The 15541-nt window shown below is 62.7% G+C and carries 17 protein-coding genes; 8 read left to right on the top strand and 9 right to left on the bottom strand.

Annotated elements, in window-relative coordinates:
- Positions 1-1665 (bottom strand): acyl-CoA dehydrogenase family protein, encoded by a 1665-nt coding sequence (locus tag L0V05_RS04300; RefSeq protein WP_234868849.1) that lies wholly within the window; start codon positions 1663-1665, stop codon positions 1-3.
- A 297-nt stretch (positions 1666-1962) separates the two neighbouring features.
- On the bottom strand, positions 1963-3561 hold the full coding sequence (locus L0V05_RS04295; RefSeq protein ID WP_234868848.1) for a phosphoenolpyruvate carboxykinase: 1599 nt from the start codon (positions 3559-3561) through the stop codon (positions 1963-1965).
- Positions 3562-3908: 347 nt separating this feature from the next.
- On the opposite strand from L0V05_RS04295, the gene L0V05_RS04290 reads away from it, so the two are divergent.
- From L0V05_RS04290 to L0V05_RS04260, 7 genes are read left to right on the top strand one after another with little or no spacing between them, the layout of a single operon-like run.
- Entirely contained in the window at positions 3909-4610 is a 702-nt protein-coding gene (locus L0V05_RS04290; protein WP_234868847.1) for a response regulator transcription factor, read from the top strand.
- Positions 4607-6343, top strand: coding sequence for a sensor histidine kinase (locus tag L0V05_RS04285; RefSeq protein WP_234868846.1), 1737 nt, complete (start codon positions 4607-4609; stop codon positions 6341-6343). The genes L0V05_RS04290 and L0V05_RS04285 overlap by 4 nt, the downstream gene beginning before the upstream one ends.
- Entirely contained in the window at positions 6340-6768 is a 429-nt protein-coding gene (locus L0V05_RS04280; RefSeq protein ID WP_406565950.1) for an HPr kinase/phosphorylase, read from the top strand. Before L0V05_RS04285 ends, L0V05_RS04280 begins: the two co-directional genes overlap by 4 nt.
- A gap of 24 nt (positions 6769-6792) precedes the next feature.
- A complete protein-coding gene (rapZ, locus tag L0V05_RS04275; protein ID WP_234868844.1) occupies positions 6793-7701 on the top strand; it encodes an RNase adapter RapZ in 909 nt (302 codons plus the stop codon).
- Positions 7702-7719: 18 nt separating this feature from the next.
- Positions 7720-8124 carry a PTS sugar transporter subunit IIA gene (locus tag L0V05_RS04270; protein WP_234868843.1) on the top strand — a complete coding sequence of 135 codons (405 nt, stop codon included), beginning with the start codon at positions 7720-7722 and terminating at the stop codon, positions 8122-8124.
- The gene (locus L0V05_RS04265; protein WP_234868842.1) at positions 8121-8390 is read left to right on the top strand and encodes an HPr family phosphocarrier protein; all 270 of its coding nucleotides are present in this window, start codon (positions 8121-8123) and stop codon (positions 8388-8390) included. Before L0V05_RS04270 ends, L0V05_RS04265 begins: the two co-directional genes overlap by 4 nt.
- Before the next feature lie 37 nt (positions 8391-8427).
- Positions 8428-9309 carry a lysophospholipid acyltransferase family protein gene (locus L0V05_RS04260; RefSeq protein ID WP_234868841.1) on the top strand — a complete coding sequence of 294 codons (882 nt, stop codon included), beginning with the start codon at positions 8428-8430 and terminating at the stop codon, positions 9307-9309.
- Positions 9310-9315: 6 nt separating this feature from the next.
- Here L0V05_RS04260 and L0V05_RS04255 read toward each other — a convergent pair whose 3' ends face one another.
- Entirely contained in the window at positions 9316-10191 is an 876-nt protein-coding gene (locus L0V05_RS04255) for a 3-hydroxybutyryl-CoA dehydrogenase (RefSeq protein WP_234868840.1), read from the bottom strand.
- 160 nt (positions 10192-10351) lie between these two features.
- Between L0V05_RS04255 and L0V05_RS04250 the strand changes: the two genes are divergently transcribed.
- Positions 10352-11170, top strand: a complete 819-nt coding sequence (locus tag L0V05_RS04250) for a DUF6473 family protein (RefSeq protein ID WP_234868839.1) — start codon at positions 10352-10354, stop codon at positions 11168-11170.
- 21 nt (positions 11171-11191) lie between these two features.
- On the opposite strand, the gene L0V05_RS04245 is transcribed toward L0V05_RS04250, so the two are convergent.
- From L0V05_RS04245 to L0V05_RS04220, 6 genes are all read right to left on the bottom strand, one after another.
- Positions 11192-12118, bottom strand: coding sequence for an electron transfer flavoprotein subunit alpha/FixB family protein (locus L0V05_RS04245; RefSeq protein ID WP_234868838.1), 927 nt, complete (start codon positions 12116-12118; stop codon positions 11192-11194).
- 1 nt (position 12119) lies between these two features.
- Positions 12120-12881 carry an electron transfer flavoprotein subunit beta/FixA family protein gene (locus L0V05_RS04240; RefSeq protein WP_234868837.1) on the bottom strand — a complete coding sequence of 254 codons (762 nt, stop codon included), beginning with the start codon at positions 12879-12881 and terminating at the stop codon, positions 12120-12122.
- 124 nt (positions 12882-13005) lie between these two features.
- On the bottom strand, positions 13006-13584 hold the full coding sequence (locus tag L0V05_RS04235; protein WP_234868836.1) for a cob(I)yrinic acid a,c-diamide adenosyltransferase: 579 nt from the start codon (positions 13582-13584) through the stop codon (positions 13006-13008).
- Positions 13585-13588: 4 nt separating this feature from the next.
- Positions 13589-13798, bottom strand: a complete 210-nt coding sequence (locus tag L0V05_RS04230; RefSeq protein WP_234868835.1) for a twin transmembrane helix small protein — start codon at positions 13796-13798, stop codon at positions 13589-13591.
- A gap of 87 nt (positions 13799-13885) precedes the next feature.
- Positions 13886-14716, bottom strand: a complete 831-nt coding sequence (locus L0V05_RS04225; RefSeq protein ID WP_234868834.1) for an SDR family NAD(P)-dependent oxidoreductase — start codon at positions 14714-14716, stop codon at positions 13886-13888.
- Between the two features lie 68 nt (positions 14717-14784).
- Positions 14785-15414 carry an SH3 domain-containing protein gene (locus tag L0V05_RS04220; protein WP_234868833.1) on the bottom strand — a complete coding sequence of 210 codons (630 nt, stop codon included), beginning with the start codon at positions 15412-15414 and terminating at the stop codon, positions 14785-14787.
- Positions 15415-15541: the final 127 nt, after the last annotated feature.

The following is a 15541-nucleotide window of genomic DNA, read 5'->3' as shown; positions in this document are numbered from 1 at the left end:
TCAGTCGAGCAGCCGGCGCGCGATGACCTGCGCCTGGATCTCGGCGGCGCCCTCGAAGATGTTCAGGATGCGGGCGTCGCAGAGGATCCGGCTGATCCGGTACTCCAGTGCGAAGCCGTTGCCGCCATGGATCTGCAGAGCGTTGTCCGCCGCCGCCCAAGCCACACGCGCGCCCAGAAGCTTGGCCATCCCCGCCTCGAGGTCGCACCGCTTGTCGTGATCCTTCTGCCAGGCGGAATAGTAGGTCAGTTGCCGGGCGATCATGATCTCGACCGCCATCATGGCCAGCTTGCCGGCCACGCGGGGGAATTCGATCAGCGGCTTGCCGAACTGCTTGCGGTCTTCGGCGTACTGCATGCCCGTCTCCAGCGCCGATTGCGCCACGCCCACGGCACGGGCTGCGGTCTGGATGCGGGCGCTTTCGAAGGTCTGCATGAGTTGCTTGAAGCCTTGCCCCTCGATCCCGCCGAGCAAGTTCTCGCCCTTCACCTTGAAGCCGTCAAAGGCGAGTTCGTATTCCTTCATACCCCGGTAGCCGAGCACCTCGATCTCGCCGCCGGTCATGCCGGGGGTGGGGAAGGGCGCTTCGTCGGTACCGGGGATCTTTTCGGCCAGGAACATCGACAGACCACGGTAGTCAGTCGTATCGGGGTCGGTCCGGGCCAGCAGAGTCATCACATGGGTGCGCGCGGCATGGGTAATCCAGGTTTTGTTCCCGGTCACTTCCCAATCCGCCCCCACCTTCACCGCGCGGGTGCGCAGCGACCCGAGATCGGACCCGGTATTGGGTTCGGTGAAGACGGCAGTGGGCAGGATCTCACCACTTGCGAGCTTCGGTAGCCAGTGCGCCTTCTGCTCGGGCGTGCCGCCGCACAGGATCAGTTCGGCAGCAATCTCGGTCCTGGTGCCGAGCGAGCCCACGCCGATATACCCACGCGACAGTTCTTCCGAAACGACGACCATCGAGGCCTTGGACAGGCCGAAGCCGCCGAATTCCTCGGGGATGGTCAGCCCGAACACGCCCATCTCGGCCAGCGCCGAGATGATCTCCATCGGGATCAGTTCATCCTTCAGGTGCCATTCGTGGGCGTTGGGGATCACCTGCTCATCCGCAAAGCGACGGAACTGCTCGCGGATCATCTCAAGTTCGTCTTCCAGGCCCGTGGCACCGAAAGTCGCACGGCCGTGGTTGTCGCGCATCAGCGCGACAAGGCGCGCTCGCGCCGCCGCCGTGTTGCCCTCGGCCGCCAGCCTTTGCCATTCTGTGCCCGGCGTCACCTCCAGCCCGAAATCCGACAAACGCGCGATCTCGCCCTGGCTCATCGGAATTCCGCCGGTGATCTGGGCCAGATATTCGCCATAGGCGATCTGGAGGATCAGGGCCTCCATCTCGCCGAAATTGCCCGACTCTTCCAGGCGCTGTGCCCAGGCCAGCATCTGCCGCAGCGCCTCGACATAGGTCGCGAGCCACGACAGGGAATGTGCCGCGAACTGATCCTGCTCCAGCGCCGTTGCCGAGATCTTGCCGCCAACGGTTACGCGCGACCGCACGGACTCGCGCGCCGCATCGAACAGCGCCTCTGCTTCGGGAAGGGCACCGCCGGCAAGGCCGAGCAGGCCTTCGAGAACCGGGCTCCGGGTCATGGGCTGACCATCATGCGGCATGGCTTTCCTCCGTAAAGGCGGGTGAGTCACTGTGTCGGGATTGACTAATTCTTTCGCAGTTGCAGCGCAACAAAAATTCGCCGCGTTGAATCACGGCGCACAAAAATGTCGCGCCCGTTTGGCGCCCGGGATGCTGACGATCCGCGCATTTCGACGGTACTACCGCAGGGCGCACCATCACAGCCGATGGAGCTTGCGCCAGTGGTGACTGTCCTGCGGGGGGAATTTATGAAATCGGCGCGCCAGTTGCGCAATACTGCCGGGGGAGACTGCCCGCCCCCGGCAAAGGGCGGGCGATCAGCCGATCGCCGCAGCCCGCACGTCGTCGTCGATATGGGACAAATACTGGCCGAAGTTGTCGGCGAACATGCCGACCAGTTTCTTTGCCTGCGCATCATAGGCCGCGCTGTTCGCCCAGGTCGAACGCGGGTCGAGCAGGCTCGAGTCCACGCCCGGCACCGAAACCGGAACCTCGAAGCCGAAGTTCGGATCCTTGCGGAAGCTTGCACCGTTCAGCGAACCGTCAAGTGCCGCCTTGAGAAGGGCCCGGGTAGCCTTGATCGGCATGCGCTTGCCGGTGCCATAGGCACCACCGGTCCAGCCGGTGTTCACCAGCCAGCAGGACGCGCCGAACTTGGCGATCTTGGCCTGAAGGAGCTTGCCATATTCCTCTGGGCGACGCGGCATGAACGGCGCGCCAAAGCAGGTCGAGAAGGTCGGGATCGGCTCGACCACGCCCACTTCGGTGCCCGGCGTCTTCGAGGTGAAGCCCGACAGGAAATGGTACATCGCCTGGGCTGGTGTCAGGCGCGCGATCGGCGGCAGAACACCATAGGCATCGCAGGTCAGCATGATGACATTGCGGGGATGACCGCCAAGACCGCTTTCCGACGCGTTCGAGATGTAATCGAGCGGGTAGGCGCAGCGCATGTTCTGCGTGATGCTCGAATCCTCGAAGTCGAGAACCAGCGTGTCAGGGTCGTAGACCATGTTCTCAACGACGGTGCCGAACTTGGACGTGGTGGCAAAGATCTCCGGCTCGGCTTCGGCCGACAGGCTGATGGTCTTGGCGTAGCAGCCGCCTTCGAAGTTGAAGGTGCCGCGCTCGGACCAGCCATGTTCGTCGTCACCGATCAGGATACGGCTAGGATCGGCCGAAAGCGTGGTCTTGCCTGTGCCCGACAGGCCGAAGAAGATCGCCGTATCGACCGGGTTGCCCGGCGCGTGGTTGGCCGAGCAGTGCATCGGCATCACGCCCTTCTCGGGCAGCAGGTAGTTCAGAAGCGTGAAGACCGACTTCTTGTTCTCGCCGGCATAGGCGGTGTTGGCGATCAGGATCAGCTTCTTGTCGAAGTTCATCGTGATGATCGTCGCCGAACGGCAGCCGTGACGCTCCGGGTCCGCCTTGAAGGACGGGCAATTGATGATGGTCCAGTCGGCAGTGAAGCCGGCCAGTTCCGAGGCGTCGGGACGACGCAGCATGTGGCGGATGAACAGGCCATGCCAGGCCAGTTCCGTGACCACCCGCACATCAAGGCGATGGGCAGGATCAGCCCCCGCATAAAGATCCTGCACGAAATAGTCGCGACCCTTCATGTGCTCGAGCATGTCGGCATAGAGGCGATCAAAGGCCTCGGGCGACTGCGCGGCATTGTTTTCCCACCAGATCGACTTCTCGACAGAAGGGGTACGAACGATATGCTTGTCCTTGGGCGAACGCCCGGTATGGGCGCCGGTCGAGCAGAGGAAGGCACCGCCAAGGCCAAGATGGCCTTCGCCCCGCTGCAGGGCGGCCTCGATCAGGGCCGGTTCAAGCAGGTTGTAATGGACCTTGCCAAGTCCGGTGATACCTTGATCTTCCAGCTTGTGCGCCGGATTCACGCGTCCGATGGTCATTTCTGCAAGCTCTCCCGCTGCCGGTCACGCGGCAGGTTCCTCAATGAAAATAGGGGGACGACACCTTGGGCCAGAAGGCGCCGGCGCGACCTAGGATCGGTCGCGCAATTTTCTTATAACACGGGCTGCAGGGTGGAACAGCATACAATCAAGACGTTAGCGCAACCAAACGCAGATCGCCGAAACAAACTTCCGCGAGTGAGGCAAATTAGCCATTCCTGAGCAATTTTTGCGTCTGCTGAGGGTCGTCGGATGGGGTGATTCGCAGTTATGTGTTGATTAAGTGGGGGCGAATGGCCGATCATGTCAAAAAAATCGGCATGACCGGCAGAAACAGGAAAGAGCAGATGTCACGGATCGCCCTAGTGGACGACGACAGGAACATCCTGACGTCCGTCGCCATGACTCTCGAGGCCGAAGGCTTCGAAGTTGAAACGTACAACGATGGCCAGTCGGCGCTTGACGCCTTCAACCGGCGCATGCCGGACATGGCCGTTCTCGACATAAAGATGCCGCGTATGGACGGGATGGACCTGCTCCAGCGGCTTCGTCAGAAGACCTCAATGCCCGTGATCTTCCTTACCTCCAAGGACGACGAGATCGACGAAGTCCTTGGCCTGCGCATGGGCGCCGACGACTACGTCAAGAAGCCCTTCTCGCAGCGGCTGCTCGTCGAGCGCATCCGCGCTCTCCTGCGGCGTCAGGAAGCGATCGCCTCGGGTGAGGTTGCAGTCACCGAAGAGACCAAGATCATGGAGCGGGGGCATCTGCGGATGGACCCGCTGCGCCACTCGGTCAGCTGGAAGGGCAAGGAGGTCGCGCTGACGGTGACCGAATTCCTGCTGCTTCAGGCGCTGGCGCAGCGGCCAGGCTTCGTTAAGAGCCGTGACCAGTTGATGGACGTGGCCTATGACGATCAGGTCTATGTCGACGACCGCACGATCGACAGCCACATCAAGCGTCTGCGCAAGAAGATGCGGACAGTTGATGACGACTTCTCGGCCATCGAGACGCTTTACGGCATCGGTTACCGCTACAACGAAGAATGACAACACTGCCGCGCCTTGGTTCCGGCCAGAAAAACTCCGCCAAACCCGCGACGGCGCGGGACGGCGATGTGCTTCTGGGTGAGGACTGGGTTTCTCCCGAGACCCTGACCGACGAAGCGCTTCGGGCGGATCGGCATAGGCGCGGTATTGTCTCACTCAACCGCTCGCCTCTGGCGCGCAAGATCATCGTCTTCAACCTGCTCGCACTCGTCATCCTCGTGTCGGGCGTTCTGTTCATGAACCCGTTCCGCGACAGCCTCGTTCTGCAGCGGGAAGAAGGGCTGGTGACCGAGTCGAAGCTGATCGCCAACGTGTTCGAGGCGCAGATACCCGGGACCGGGGCCGTGAACATGGCTGCCGGCGACGGGATCGACGTGCCCGCCACGCTGGACTCGATCCATCTCGCACCCGGGGTCGAGGTCTTTGTGTTCGATCGCACCGGGCAGCTCGTCAGCCGGGCTGTCGGTGCGGCCCGCGCAGAGCCGGAGCTGAACGACAAGGACCGGTCGACCATCATCACCGACTTCCTGAACCTGGTCTGGCAGGGTGTGTCCGGCCTGTTCACGATAGGCGCGCCAGAGCCGGAAACGGTGGATGCGCTCGCTCAGGCTGTCGTCGTGCAAAGCGACGCGCAAGGGGGCGAGACAAAAGCCGTGACCGGCCATGATCAAAAGACCGGCGCGGCGATCTTCTCGGTTGCGACCCCGATCAAGCGGAACGGCGAAGTGCTCGGCGTTGTCGCGCTGACCAGTGCCGCGGGCGAGATCGACCGTCTTGTGCGCTATGAGCGCGAGCAGGTGCTGCAGATGTTCATCATCGCCCTGCTCGTCTCGATCGGTCTCAGCCTCGTGCTTGCATCGACCATTGCCAATCCGCTGGCCGATCTTGCGGCGGCCGCTGAACTCGGGCGCGACCGCAACGCGCGAAAGATGGCGCCTGGCCGCGTGCGTATCCCCGACCTTGCTGCGCGCCCGGACGAGATCGGCCGACTCTCGGTGGCGATGCGCGGCATGGTGGCGGCGCTTTATGACCGCATCGACGCCAACGAACAGTTCGCCGCCGATGTCGCGCACGAGATCAAGAACCCGCTTGCCAGCCTGCGTTCGGCCGTTGGCACGATGCGCGTGGCCAAGCGCGACGACCAGCGCGAGAAGCTGCTCGATGTCATCGAGCACGACGTGCGCCGCCTTGACCGCTTGGTCAGCGACATCTCGAACGCCTCGCGTCTGGACAGCGAGTTGGTGAAAGAGGAGGAGACCTCTTTCGACCTGCTCAAGACGCTAACGAACCTCAGCGAGTACCTGTCTAAGCAGGCAGGCGAGAAGGGCGTCGATTTCATTACCGATCTGCCGCCGGAACCGATCGTGATTCAGGGGCTCGAGGCGCGGCTGGCGCAGGTCTTCGTCAACCTCATCACCAACGCGATCTCTTTCTGCGAGGACGGAGACGCAGTGCGGGTATGGGCGCGTCAACGCGAGAATCGGGTGCTGGTCGTCGTCGAGGATACCGGCCCCGGCATTCCTGAACAGGCGCTGACCAAGATCTTCAAGCGGTTCTACTCGGAACGTCCCTCAGGCGATTTCGGCAATCACTCAGGCCTCGGCCTTGCGATCTCCAAGCAGATCGTCGAGGCACATGGCGGTGTGATCTGGGCCGAGAACATCCGCCCGACCAATGCCGATATTACTTCAGAACCTCTCGGTGCCCGCTTCGTGGTGGGCCTGCCGGTGTGACCGAAACCGCGCTGCTCCTCCTGCACGCGTCCTGCGTGGCGGTGAGCGGGCGCGGAATGCTGATCCTTGGTCCCTCGGGTTCTGGCAAGTCCTCTCTCGCCTTGCAGATGATGGGGCTTGGCGCAGAGCTTGTTGCTGATGATGGCGTCGAGATAGTTCTTGCCGGGAACTCTGTCGTCGCCCGCTGCCCGCCCGCGATCGCCAATCTGATCGAGGCGCGCCAAGTCGGTCTGTTGTCCGTTCCGACCCTGCCAGAGGTCCGTATCGTGCTGGCAGTCGATCTTGGGCAGGAAGAGGACAAGCGGTTGCCGGAAAGGCACGCGATCGTGTTCCACGGTCAGCGCATCGATCTTGTTAAAGCATCGCGTGCGCCCCATTTTCCTGCGTCTCTGCTGCTCTATCTGCGGCATGGGCGCAAGGCTTAGGACTGGAGAGGCGGAGGACAACCGATGGACGGCCAGCAAGAGACAGGGACCGGGCAGCGGCTCGTTCTTGTCACGGGTCCGTCCGGGGCAGGTCGCTCGACCGCAATCCATGCTCTTGAGGACATGGGCTACGAGGTCATCGACAACCTGCCGCTGTCACTGGTTCCGCGTCTAATCGACGGCCCGCCGCTGGCCCGGCCCGTGGCGCTTGGGCTTGATGTCCGCAATCGCGATTTCAACGTGACCGCTCTGATTGAACTGATCGACAGCCTGAGCCGCGACGCGCGCGTTACGGCAGAGGTTCTCTATCTCGACTGCGCTGCCGATGAGCTGGTCCGTCGGTTCAACCAAACCAAGCGCCGCCACCCGCTGGCGCCGGCGGAAACTGCAGCGCAGGGGGTGGAACGCGAGGTCGATCTGCTGGCCCCGATTAGGGTGCGAGCGGATCATCTTGTCGACACGACGGAGATGTCACCCCACGACCTGAAGGCCGAGATTGGTCGGTGGTTTGGCCGAGCACCAAAGGGGCGAATGGCGGTTTCGGTCCAGTCCTTCTCCTACAAGAGGGGGCTGCCGCGCGGCGTTGACATGATTTTCGACTGTCGGTTCCTGCGAAATCCCTACTGGGCGCCGGATCTGCGGGATCTTGACGGACGCAACGGCCTTGTGGCCGCGCATATCGCTGCCGACCCCAAGTTCGATCCCTATTTTGACAAGTTGATCGACCTTATCAAACTGCTGCTCCCTGCTCATGTCGAAGAAGGCAAGTCGCATCTGACAATTGCTTTCGGATGCACAGGTGGACAGCATCGCTCTGTTGCAGTTGCAGAAAAACTCGGCAAAGTGCTGTCAGAAGCCGGCTGGCCGGTGGCAATCCGCCACCGCGAGTTGGAACGCCGGGCGGTTGCAACACCTGGCAAGGATCTGGGGTGAACTGAAGATGGTCCGCGCGTGATCGGGATCGTGATCGTCGCACATGGTGGTCTGGCGCGGGAATACCTGTCCGCCGTCGAGCATGTCGTGGGCCGCCAGGAAGGCGTCCGCGCGATCTCGATCGAAGATGACCATGATCGTGCTGCCAAGCAGCGAGAGATCTGCGGCGCGGCCGACGACGTCGATACGGGGGACGGTGTCGTGGTGGTTACCGACATGTTCGGTGGATCGCCCTCCAACCTTAGCCTGAGGGCCTGCGTCGCTACAGATCGCCGGATCATCTACGGCGCCAATCTTCCCCTACTTATCAAACTTGCCAAGTCCCGCAATCTCAGCGTACCCGTGGCAGTAGAGGCAGCGCTCGAGGCCGGGCGCAAATACATCAACAGCATGGACCTCAACAACGGATACGACGCTCAATGACGGAACGGCGGCTGCATATCATCAACGAAAAGGGCCTTCACGCCCGTGCATCCGCAAAGTTCGTCGAGGTGGTCGAAAGCCACGATGCAAGCGCAACCGTCACCAAAGACGGCATGTCGGTGTCGGGCGATTCGATCATGGGTCTTTTGATGTTGGCAGCATCGCGCGGAACCTCTATTGAGGTCCGGACCAGCGGGGCGGAGGCAGAGCAACTCGCCGCAGCGCTGGAAGCGCTCGTTGCCGACCGTTTCGGAGAATCCTTCTGAACCTGGGCGCCGATGGGCGTGCGCCACGGTGGAGGACATGAAGCCCTTGTCAGAAGATGTCGACCAGGCGGGCCGCCAGATCGGTGATCCGGATTACCGCCCCTATGACAAGCGCCGTCTGTCATATGCGGGCACGTTCGACGACCCGACCAAGGCTGGCATCATCCGCACGATCGAGTGGCTCAGCGGCAAGCTGACCCTGCTGCGGCTGATCCGTCGCTTCGAGGCGCTTGGCCCGGCGACCGGGCTCGAATTCTGGCAGCGTGCGCTCGACATCATGGGAATCGAGGTTACGACGCCACCCAACCAGGTAGCGCTGATTCCAAGGACCGGACCCGTCGTGGTGGTGGCCAACCATCCGCATGGACTCGTCGACGGTCTTGTGATGGCGCGGCTGGTCATGCAGGTGCGGGGGGATTTCAAGATCCTCACTCGCTCGCTTCTGACCGGGATCGAGGAAATCGCCTATCACATGGTTCCGGTCCCGTTCCCGCACGAACCGGATGCCCAGGAAAAGGGGCTCGAGATGCGGCGCATCTCGATGGATCATCTGGCCAATGGCGGCGTCGTTATCCTGTTCCCGGCGGGAAAGGTAGCCACCACGACCGGCTGGTGGGATGATGCCGTTGAGGCGGAGTGGAACGTCTTCACCGCGAAGATGGTCCAGAAAAGCCGCGCTACCGTCCTGCCGATCTTCTTTCCAGGCCAGAACTCGCGCATCTATCATATCGCCGACAAGATCTCGCCGACCTTCCGGCAGGGTCTTTTGCTGCACGAGATCAAGCACGCGCTGAACAAACCGCAGGCACCGGTGATCGGTCAGCCGATCCCGCCGGAAGAATGCGCCAAATGGGCCTCTAATCCGCGCGGCTTTTGTGCGTTCCTTCGTGAGACGACGCTGGCCCTCGGTCGAACCTGATACGAATCAGCGCGTGGGAACCGGCACTTCTCCGCGATAGTCGTAGAAGCCGCGCTGTGTCTTGCGGCCCAGCCAGCCGGCCTCGACGTATTTCGTCAGAAGCGGGCAGGGGCGATACTTGGTGTCGGCCAGGCCATCATAAAGCACGTTCATGATCGCTAGGCAGGTGTCGAGCCCGATGAAATCGGCGAGCTCCAGCGGGCCCATCGGATGGTTCGCGCCCAGTTTCAGGGCCTCGTCGATAGACCTGACCGTGCCGACGCCTTCGTAGAGGACATAGACCGCCTCGTTGATCATCGGGATCAGGATCCGGTTGACGATAAAGGCCGGGAAATCCTCGGCACTTGCGGCGGTCTTGCCCAGCTTTTCGACGACGGCCAGAAGCGTCTGGTAGGTTTCCTGATCGGTGGCGATGCCGCGGATCAGTTCGACCAGCTGCATCACCGGCACCGGATTCATGAAGTGGAAGCCCATGAACTTTTCTGGCCTGTCCGTTCGGCTGGCCAGTCGAGTGATCGAGATCGACGAGGTGTTCGAGGTCAGGATCGTCGTCGGCTTCAAGTGTGGAAGCAGATCTTCGAAGATCGCCTGCTTGACCGTCTCGCGCTCTGTCGCCGCCTCGATGATGAGGTCGGACTGACCAAGATCGGTCAGAGTCATCGTCGTCTTGATCCGGGCCATCGCCGCCGCCTTGTCCTCGGCGGAAATCTTGCCGCGGGACACCTGCCGTTCCAGGTTCCGGTCGATCGTCGCAACGGCCTTCTGCAGACCCTCTTCGCTGATGTCGTTCAGCAGAACGTCATAACCCGCCACAGCAAAGACGTGAGCGATGCCATTGCCCATCTGGCCTGCGCCGACGATGCCCACTGTGCGGATGCCCATTCTGCCCACTCCTTTGCGATTGCAGAAACCATATGCCTCGGGGCTGGCCCGAGGCAAGCTGCCAAGGACCTTAGAATGCGCGGAAAATTTGAAGGTTAGTGGCTTGGAAAGCCCAAGGCTGCATCCTGAGTCGCGGGTGAAGATCAAACAGGTGGGTGGAATGGCTTACGCGTTTCCCGGCGAAGCGCCGGTCGATTATGCGCCATGGAAGTATGGCGACTCGCGCCTTCAGTTTCGGGGGCCCTTCAGGCCGCTCGTCGGAAGATACAGCGTCGCGCTCGGTGGATCCGAGACATTCGGTCGCGCCCAGAAGGATCCTTGGCCGGTGTTGCTCGAAGGGTGTCTGGGGCGGATGGTCGTGAATCTCGGACTGCCCAACGCAGGCCCGGACGTCTATCTGCGTGACACCGCCGTCCAGGATGTTGCATCCCAGGCCAACTCGGCTTTCCTGCAATTGCCGGGGGCAGTCAACCTGTCGAACCGGTTCTATTGCGTTCACCCCCGCCGCAACGATCGCGTCCTGCGGATCACGCCAGATCTGCACGGGCTGTATCCGGAAATCGACTTCATCGAATTCAATTTCACCAACCACCTCGTTTCGCGCCTTCGATCTGCCGAAGCGGATCGCTTTGCTCTGCTGCACGAGGAACTGCGCCGCATGTGGATCGCGCGTATGTCCGAGCTTCTGGCGCGATTGCCGCGGCGCACCGTCCTGATCTGGCTGGCCGAGGCACCGCTGGCCGAGACGGGCATCTTCGGCTCCAGCCTGACCCCGGCCTTGGTCGATCGTGCGATGGTCGCGGCGGTCGCCGAGGGCCGGCCAGTCTTGGAGATAGTGGTCGATCCGTTGCCGGGCGGGACGGGCGATCAGGGACCTCTGGCAGATCAGGGGGGCATGCACCGGCAGATTGCCGAGGCCTTGGTTCCCTTCGCGGAGGGGGACGACCAAAGCAAAACGGGCGCCCGCAGGCGCCCGTAAAGACTTGGTGCTGCGCCCCGATCAGAGCTTTTCGATCATCTCCGGGACGGCGGTAAAGAGGTCGGCCACGAGACCGTAATCGGCCACCTGGAAGATCGGGGCCTCTTCGTCCTTGTTGATGGCGACGATCACCTTCGAGTCCTTCATGCCTGCGAGGTGCTGGATCGCGCCCGAGATGCCGACCGCGACATAGAGGTTCGGCGCCACGACCTTGCCGGTCTGGCCCACCTGCCAGTCGTTCGGTGCATAGCCACTGTCCACCGCGGCGCGGCTCGCGCCAACGGCGGCGCCGAGCTTGTCTGCCAGTTTCTCGATCAGCGCGAAGTCCGCTTCCGAACCGACGCCGCGTCCGCCCGAAACCACGATGCCCGCCGAAGTAAGCTCGGGGCGATCCGAGGTTGCGGTCTTGTCCTCGACCCACGAGGACAGCGAGCCGTCCTCAGCCGTGGCCAGCGCCTCGACAGGGGCTGCGCCACCGGCGCCGACCGCGTTGAAGGTCGCCGTGCGGACGGTGAAGACCTTCTTGCCGTCTGACGATTTCACCGTCTGAATAGCGTTGCCTGCATAGATCGGCCGCTCGAAGGTGTCGGCGTCGATCACTGCGGTCACGTCCGAGATCACCATCACGTCCAGAAGGGCCGCAACGCGGGGCAGCACGTTCTTGTTGAAGGCTGTCGCGGCTCCGCAGATGTGGCTGTAGCCACCGGCCAGCGACACGATCAGCGCCGCTGTCGGCTCGGCCATGCCGTGGCAATACACATGGGCATTGGCGAAGAGCACCTTCGACACGCCATCGAGCTTCGCCGCTTCGGCTGCGGCGGCATCGCCGCCCTGGCCCGCGACCAGCACATGGACATCGCCCAGGCCTTTCACGGCGGCGACGGTCTTGGCGACGGCGTCAGTCGACAGCGCGCCTTCGTTCACATCGGCAAGCAGAAGAACGGCCATCTCAGATCACCCCCGCTTCGTCTTTGAGTTTCGCGATCAGTTCGTCCACCGAGGCGACCTTCACGCCCGCCTTGCGGCCCGCCGGCTCGACAGTCTTCAGGACTGATAGGCGCGGCGCGACGTCCACGCCGTAATCGGCGGGCGTCTTGACAGCGAGCGGCTTGGCTTTCGCCTTCATGATGTTCGGCAGCGACGCATAGCGCGGCTCGTTCAGGCGCAGGTCGACCGTGATGATCGCCGGCATCTTGACCTTGATCGTCTGCAGGCCGCCATCAACTTCGCGCGTGACTGTGGCGCTGTCGCCTTCGACCGCAAGCTCGCTGGCAAAAGTGCCCTGCGACCAGCCCACAAGCGCCGCCAGCATCTGGCCCGTGGCGTTCATGTCGTTGTCGATCGCCTGTTTGCCCGCCAGAACGAGGCCCGGCGCCTCTTCCTTGACGACGCCGGCCAGCAGCTTGGCTACGGCGAGCGGCTCGATGTCGGTTTGCACGTCGGCGGCAGCTTCGATCAGGATGGCGCGGTCGGCACCCATGGCGAGGGCAGTGCGGAGCGTCTCCTGCGCCTGCTTCACGCCGATCGACACGACGACAACCTCGGTCGCGATGCCCTTCTCCTTCAGACGGATCGCCTCTTCGACTGCGATTTCGTCGAAGGGGTTCATCGACATCTTCACGTTCGCCAGATCGACACCCGACCCGTCCGCCTTCACGCGGACCTTTACGTTGTAGTCGATCACCCGTTTGACAGGCACCAATACCTTCATCGGCGGAAGTCTCCAGATTAACGCACCCTAACGGGCGCCCAAGCTCTCGCGGGAGGTTCTAGCTGCTTCGCAGCATCGGGAACAGGCCAAAATCGACGCACGGTGTCGTCGGGACGTCGCGTCTTCAGGACTCGCGGGTCAGTCCAGGCACCCAAAGGACATCGGCGCGGCCATCGTCATTGGCGATCCGGCCTACAACGAAGAACCAGTCCGACAGGCGGTTGAGGTATTTGACCGCCTCGGGATTGACCTCTTCCATCGTCGCCAGTTCGACAGTCATGCGCTCTGCGCGGCGGCAGACGGTGCGGCAGACGTGAAGCTGGGCCGCCAAGGGGCTGCCACCCGGCAGGATGAAGCTGCGCAAGGGCTGGAGACGGCTGTTCATCACGTCGATCTCGGATTCCAGCCGCTCGACTTGGCGGGCCAGGATGCGCAGCGGAACGTAGCCGGCTTCATGATCGCGCTCCATGTCCGGGCGGCAAAGATCGGCGCCAAGATCGAACAGGTCGTTCTGGATGCGCTGAAGCGCGGCATCCATTTCGCCGTCTGAATGCTGGCGTGCGACGCCGACAAAGGCGTTGGTTTCATCGACTGTGCCGTAAGCAGACACTCGCAGTGAATGCTTGGCTACCCGCGCACCGTTTCCAAGTGCGGTCTCTCCGGCATCGCCGGTCTTGGTATAGATCTTCGAAAGCACGACCATCTTGTTACGACCCGAAATAGCGGCGCATCGCCACGAAAAGCAGGATCAGCATCACCGCGACGGCTTGCGCGTAGATGCGGTAGCGCATCAGGCGGTTGGCGTTGCGGCGATTGAAATCGCCGCCCTTGGCGAAGCTGCCGATGCCGATCATCAGGATGACCACAACCAGCAGCATCGAGGCGGCAACGACGTAGAACAGCGGATCATGCAACATGGCGGCAGGCCCTCCGATCGGCCTGATGTAGCGGGCGGCAGAGCAAAGGCGAAGGAAAAAACGCCGTGCCCCCCGGGTTCGAGTGGCTTACCCCCGGGTCAGAACCCAGTCCAGCGCAGCTGTTGGCAAAAGCCGACGCAGCAGATTGGCGATGTAAGTCGGCGTCGTGACGTAGTAGCGGGCCGAGGGATGCCGCGCCTCGAGCGCCTGGGCGAGTTTCGCCGTCACCGCCGAGGCGGGAAGCTCGAACCTGTCAGGCCCGCGATCCTCGTAAAGTCGCTTGAGAAGGCTTTCCTCGTACTGTGCTCGTCGCGGCGAGTTGCGCCAGTCGATCCAGCGCTCGAAATAGGGGATGGCCTTGCGCCGCAGGTCGGAGGTGACGGGGCCCGGCTCGATCAGGATGATCTGGATGGGGGTACCCCGCATCTCGATGCGCAGAACATCGGTCAGCCCTTCCATCGCGAATTTTGTGGCGACGTAGGCCCCGCGCCAGGGCGCGCCGACCAGTCCCAGGACCGAGGAGCAGTTCACGATCCGCCCATGACCCTGCCTGCGCATGACCGGAATGACCCGTCGTGTCAGGTCGTGATAGCCGAACAGGTTGACCTCGAAGATCGACCGCAGGGCTGCACGCGGCAGGTCCTCGACCGCACCGGGACAGGCAAAGGCGCCATTGTTGAACAGGGCATCCAGGGTGCCGCCGGTCCGGGACAGGCACTCATCGATGGCCGAGGCAATGCTGTCCTCGTCCCCATAGTCGAGCCGGACGCTCTCCAGCCCTTCTGTGCGCAGTTTTTCGCAATCGGTCTCCTGCCGACAGGTCGCAAAGACCCGCCATCCCCGCGCCGCCATGCCGCGCGCGGCGTCAAGCCCGATGCCCGAGGAACAACCGGTGATGAGGACGCTCTTCTGCGCCATGACCTGCCTCCTGCCCGTAAGTTCTCGGAGGCGTTGATAGGGACTTGCCCGCGGCAGGCCAAGGGCCGTCAGTCGCCCGCGGGCCCGCTTCCTTCGCTGCTGGTCTGGCTGAGAAACCGTGATGCTATATAGCCCTCGACCCCGTCGCCCTCGATCCGGATCATCGACCAGCCGGGCGTATCCGACGGTAGCACAAGCACCGACTCGCCACGAGCCAGCCGCGCGACAGGCTCGGTTTCGGCCGAGGGTCCGGAGCGGACGTTGACAGAGCTTCCGGAGACATAGGCGATATATCCACCGACAGGCTCGACCTCGGTATCATCAGTCGTGACGGTCTCGGAGGAAGGTTGGACCATCGGCATTGACAACGACATCCCGCCGCCAAGCGCGTCCTGGGTGTAGCCTGTGTAGGTGGTCGTATCGGTTTCGACGGCCGGGCTTTCTGCGAGCGTCGAAAGTGAAGCCGGTACCACCGCGGCGTCCTGTGTGACCGGCTGCTCGGCCTTGGGCTGGACGGGCAACGGCTGATCGGCGGCGACTTCCACCACTGGCTTGGGGGCGTCCATGTGCTGGGCGACCACCTGGCTCAGAGTGGGAATCCTGCCCTGCAGACCGTAGCGGACCTGACTTTCGTCACGGCCGCCGATCAGCATCGTCAGAAACAGACCGCCACACAGAATTGTGGTTAGCTTCAGCATCAAACACCTGATTCCAAACCTCTGCAGTTGTTTAGCACGACGGCGCGTCCCGCAAATGTCGATTTCGCGGCAATTTGCAGCGCGCTTCGGTCTGGACCCGTGGCCCGTGGCGGTCTAATCAACATCC

Origin of the sequence: Alitabrizicola rongguiensis, from assembly GCF_021491355.1 — a bacterium.
Lineage (GTDB): Bacteria > Pseudomonadota > Alphaproteobacteria > Rhodobacterales > Rhodobacteraceae > Aliitabrizicola > Aliitabrizicola rongguiensis.
Note: the sequence above shows the minus strand (reverse complement) of the source record. Positions and strands in the feature narration are given on the sequence as shown.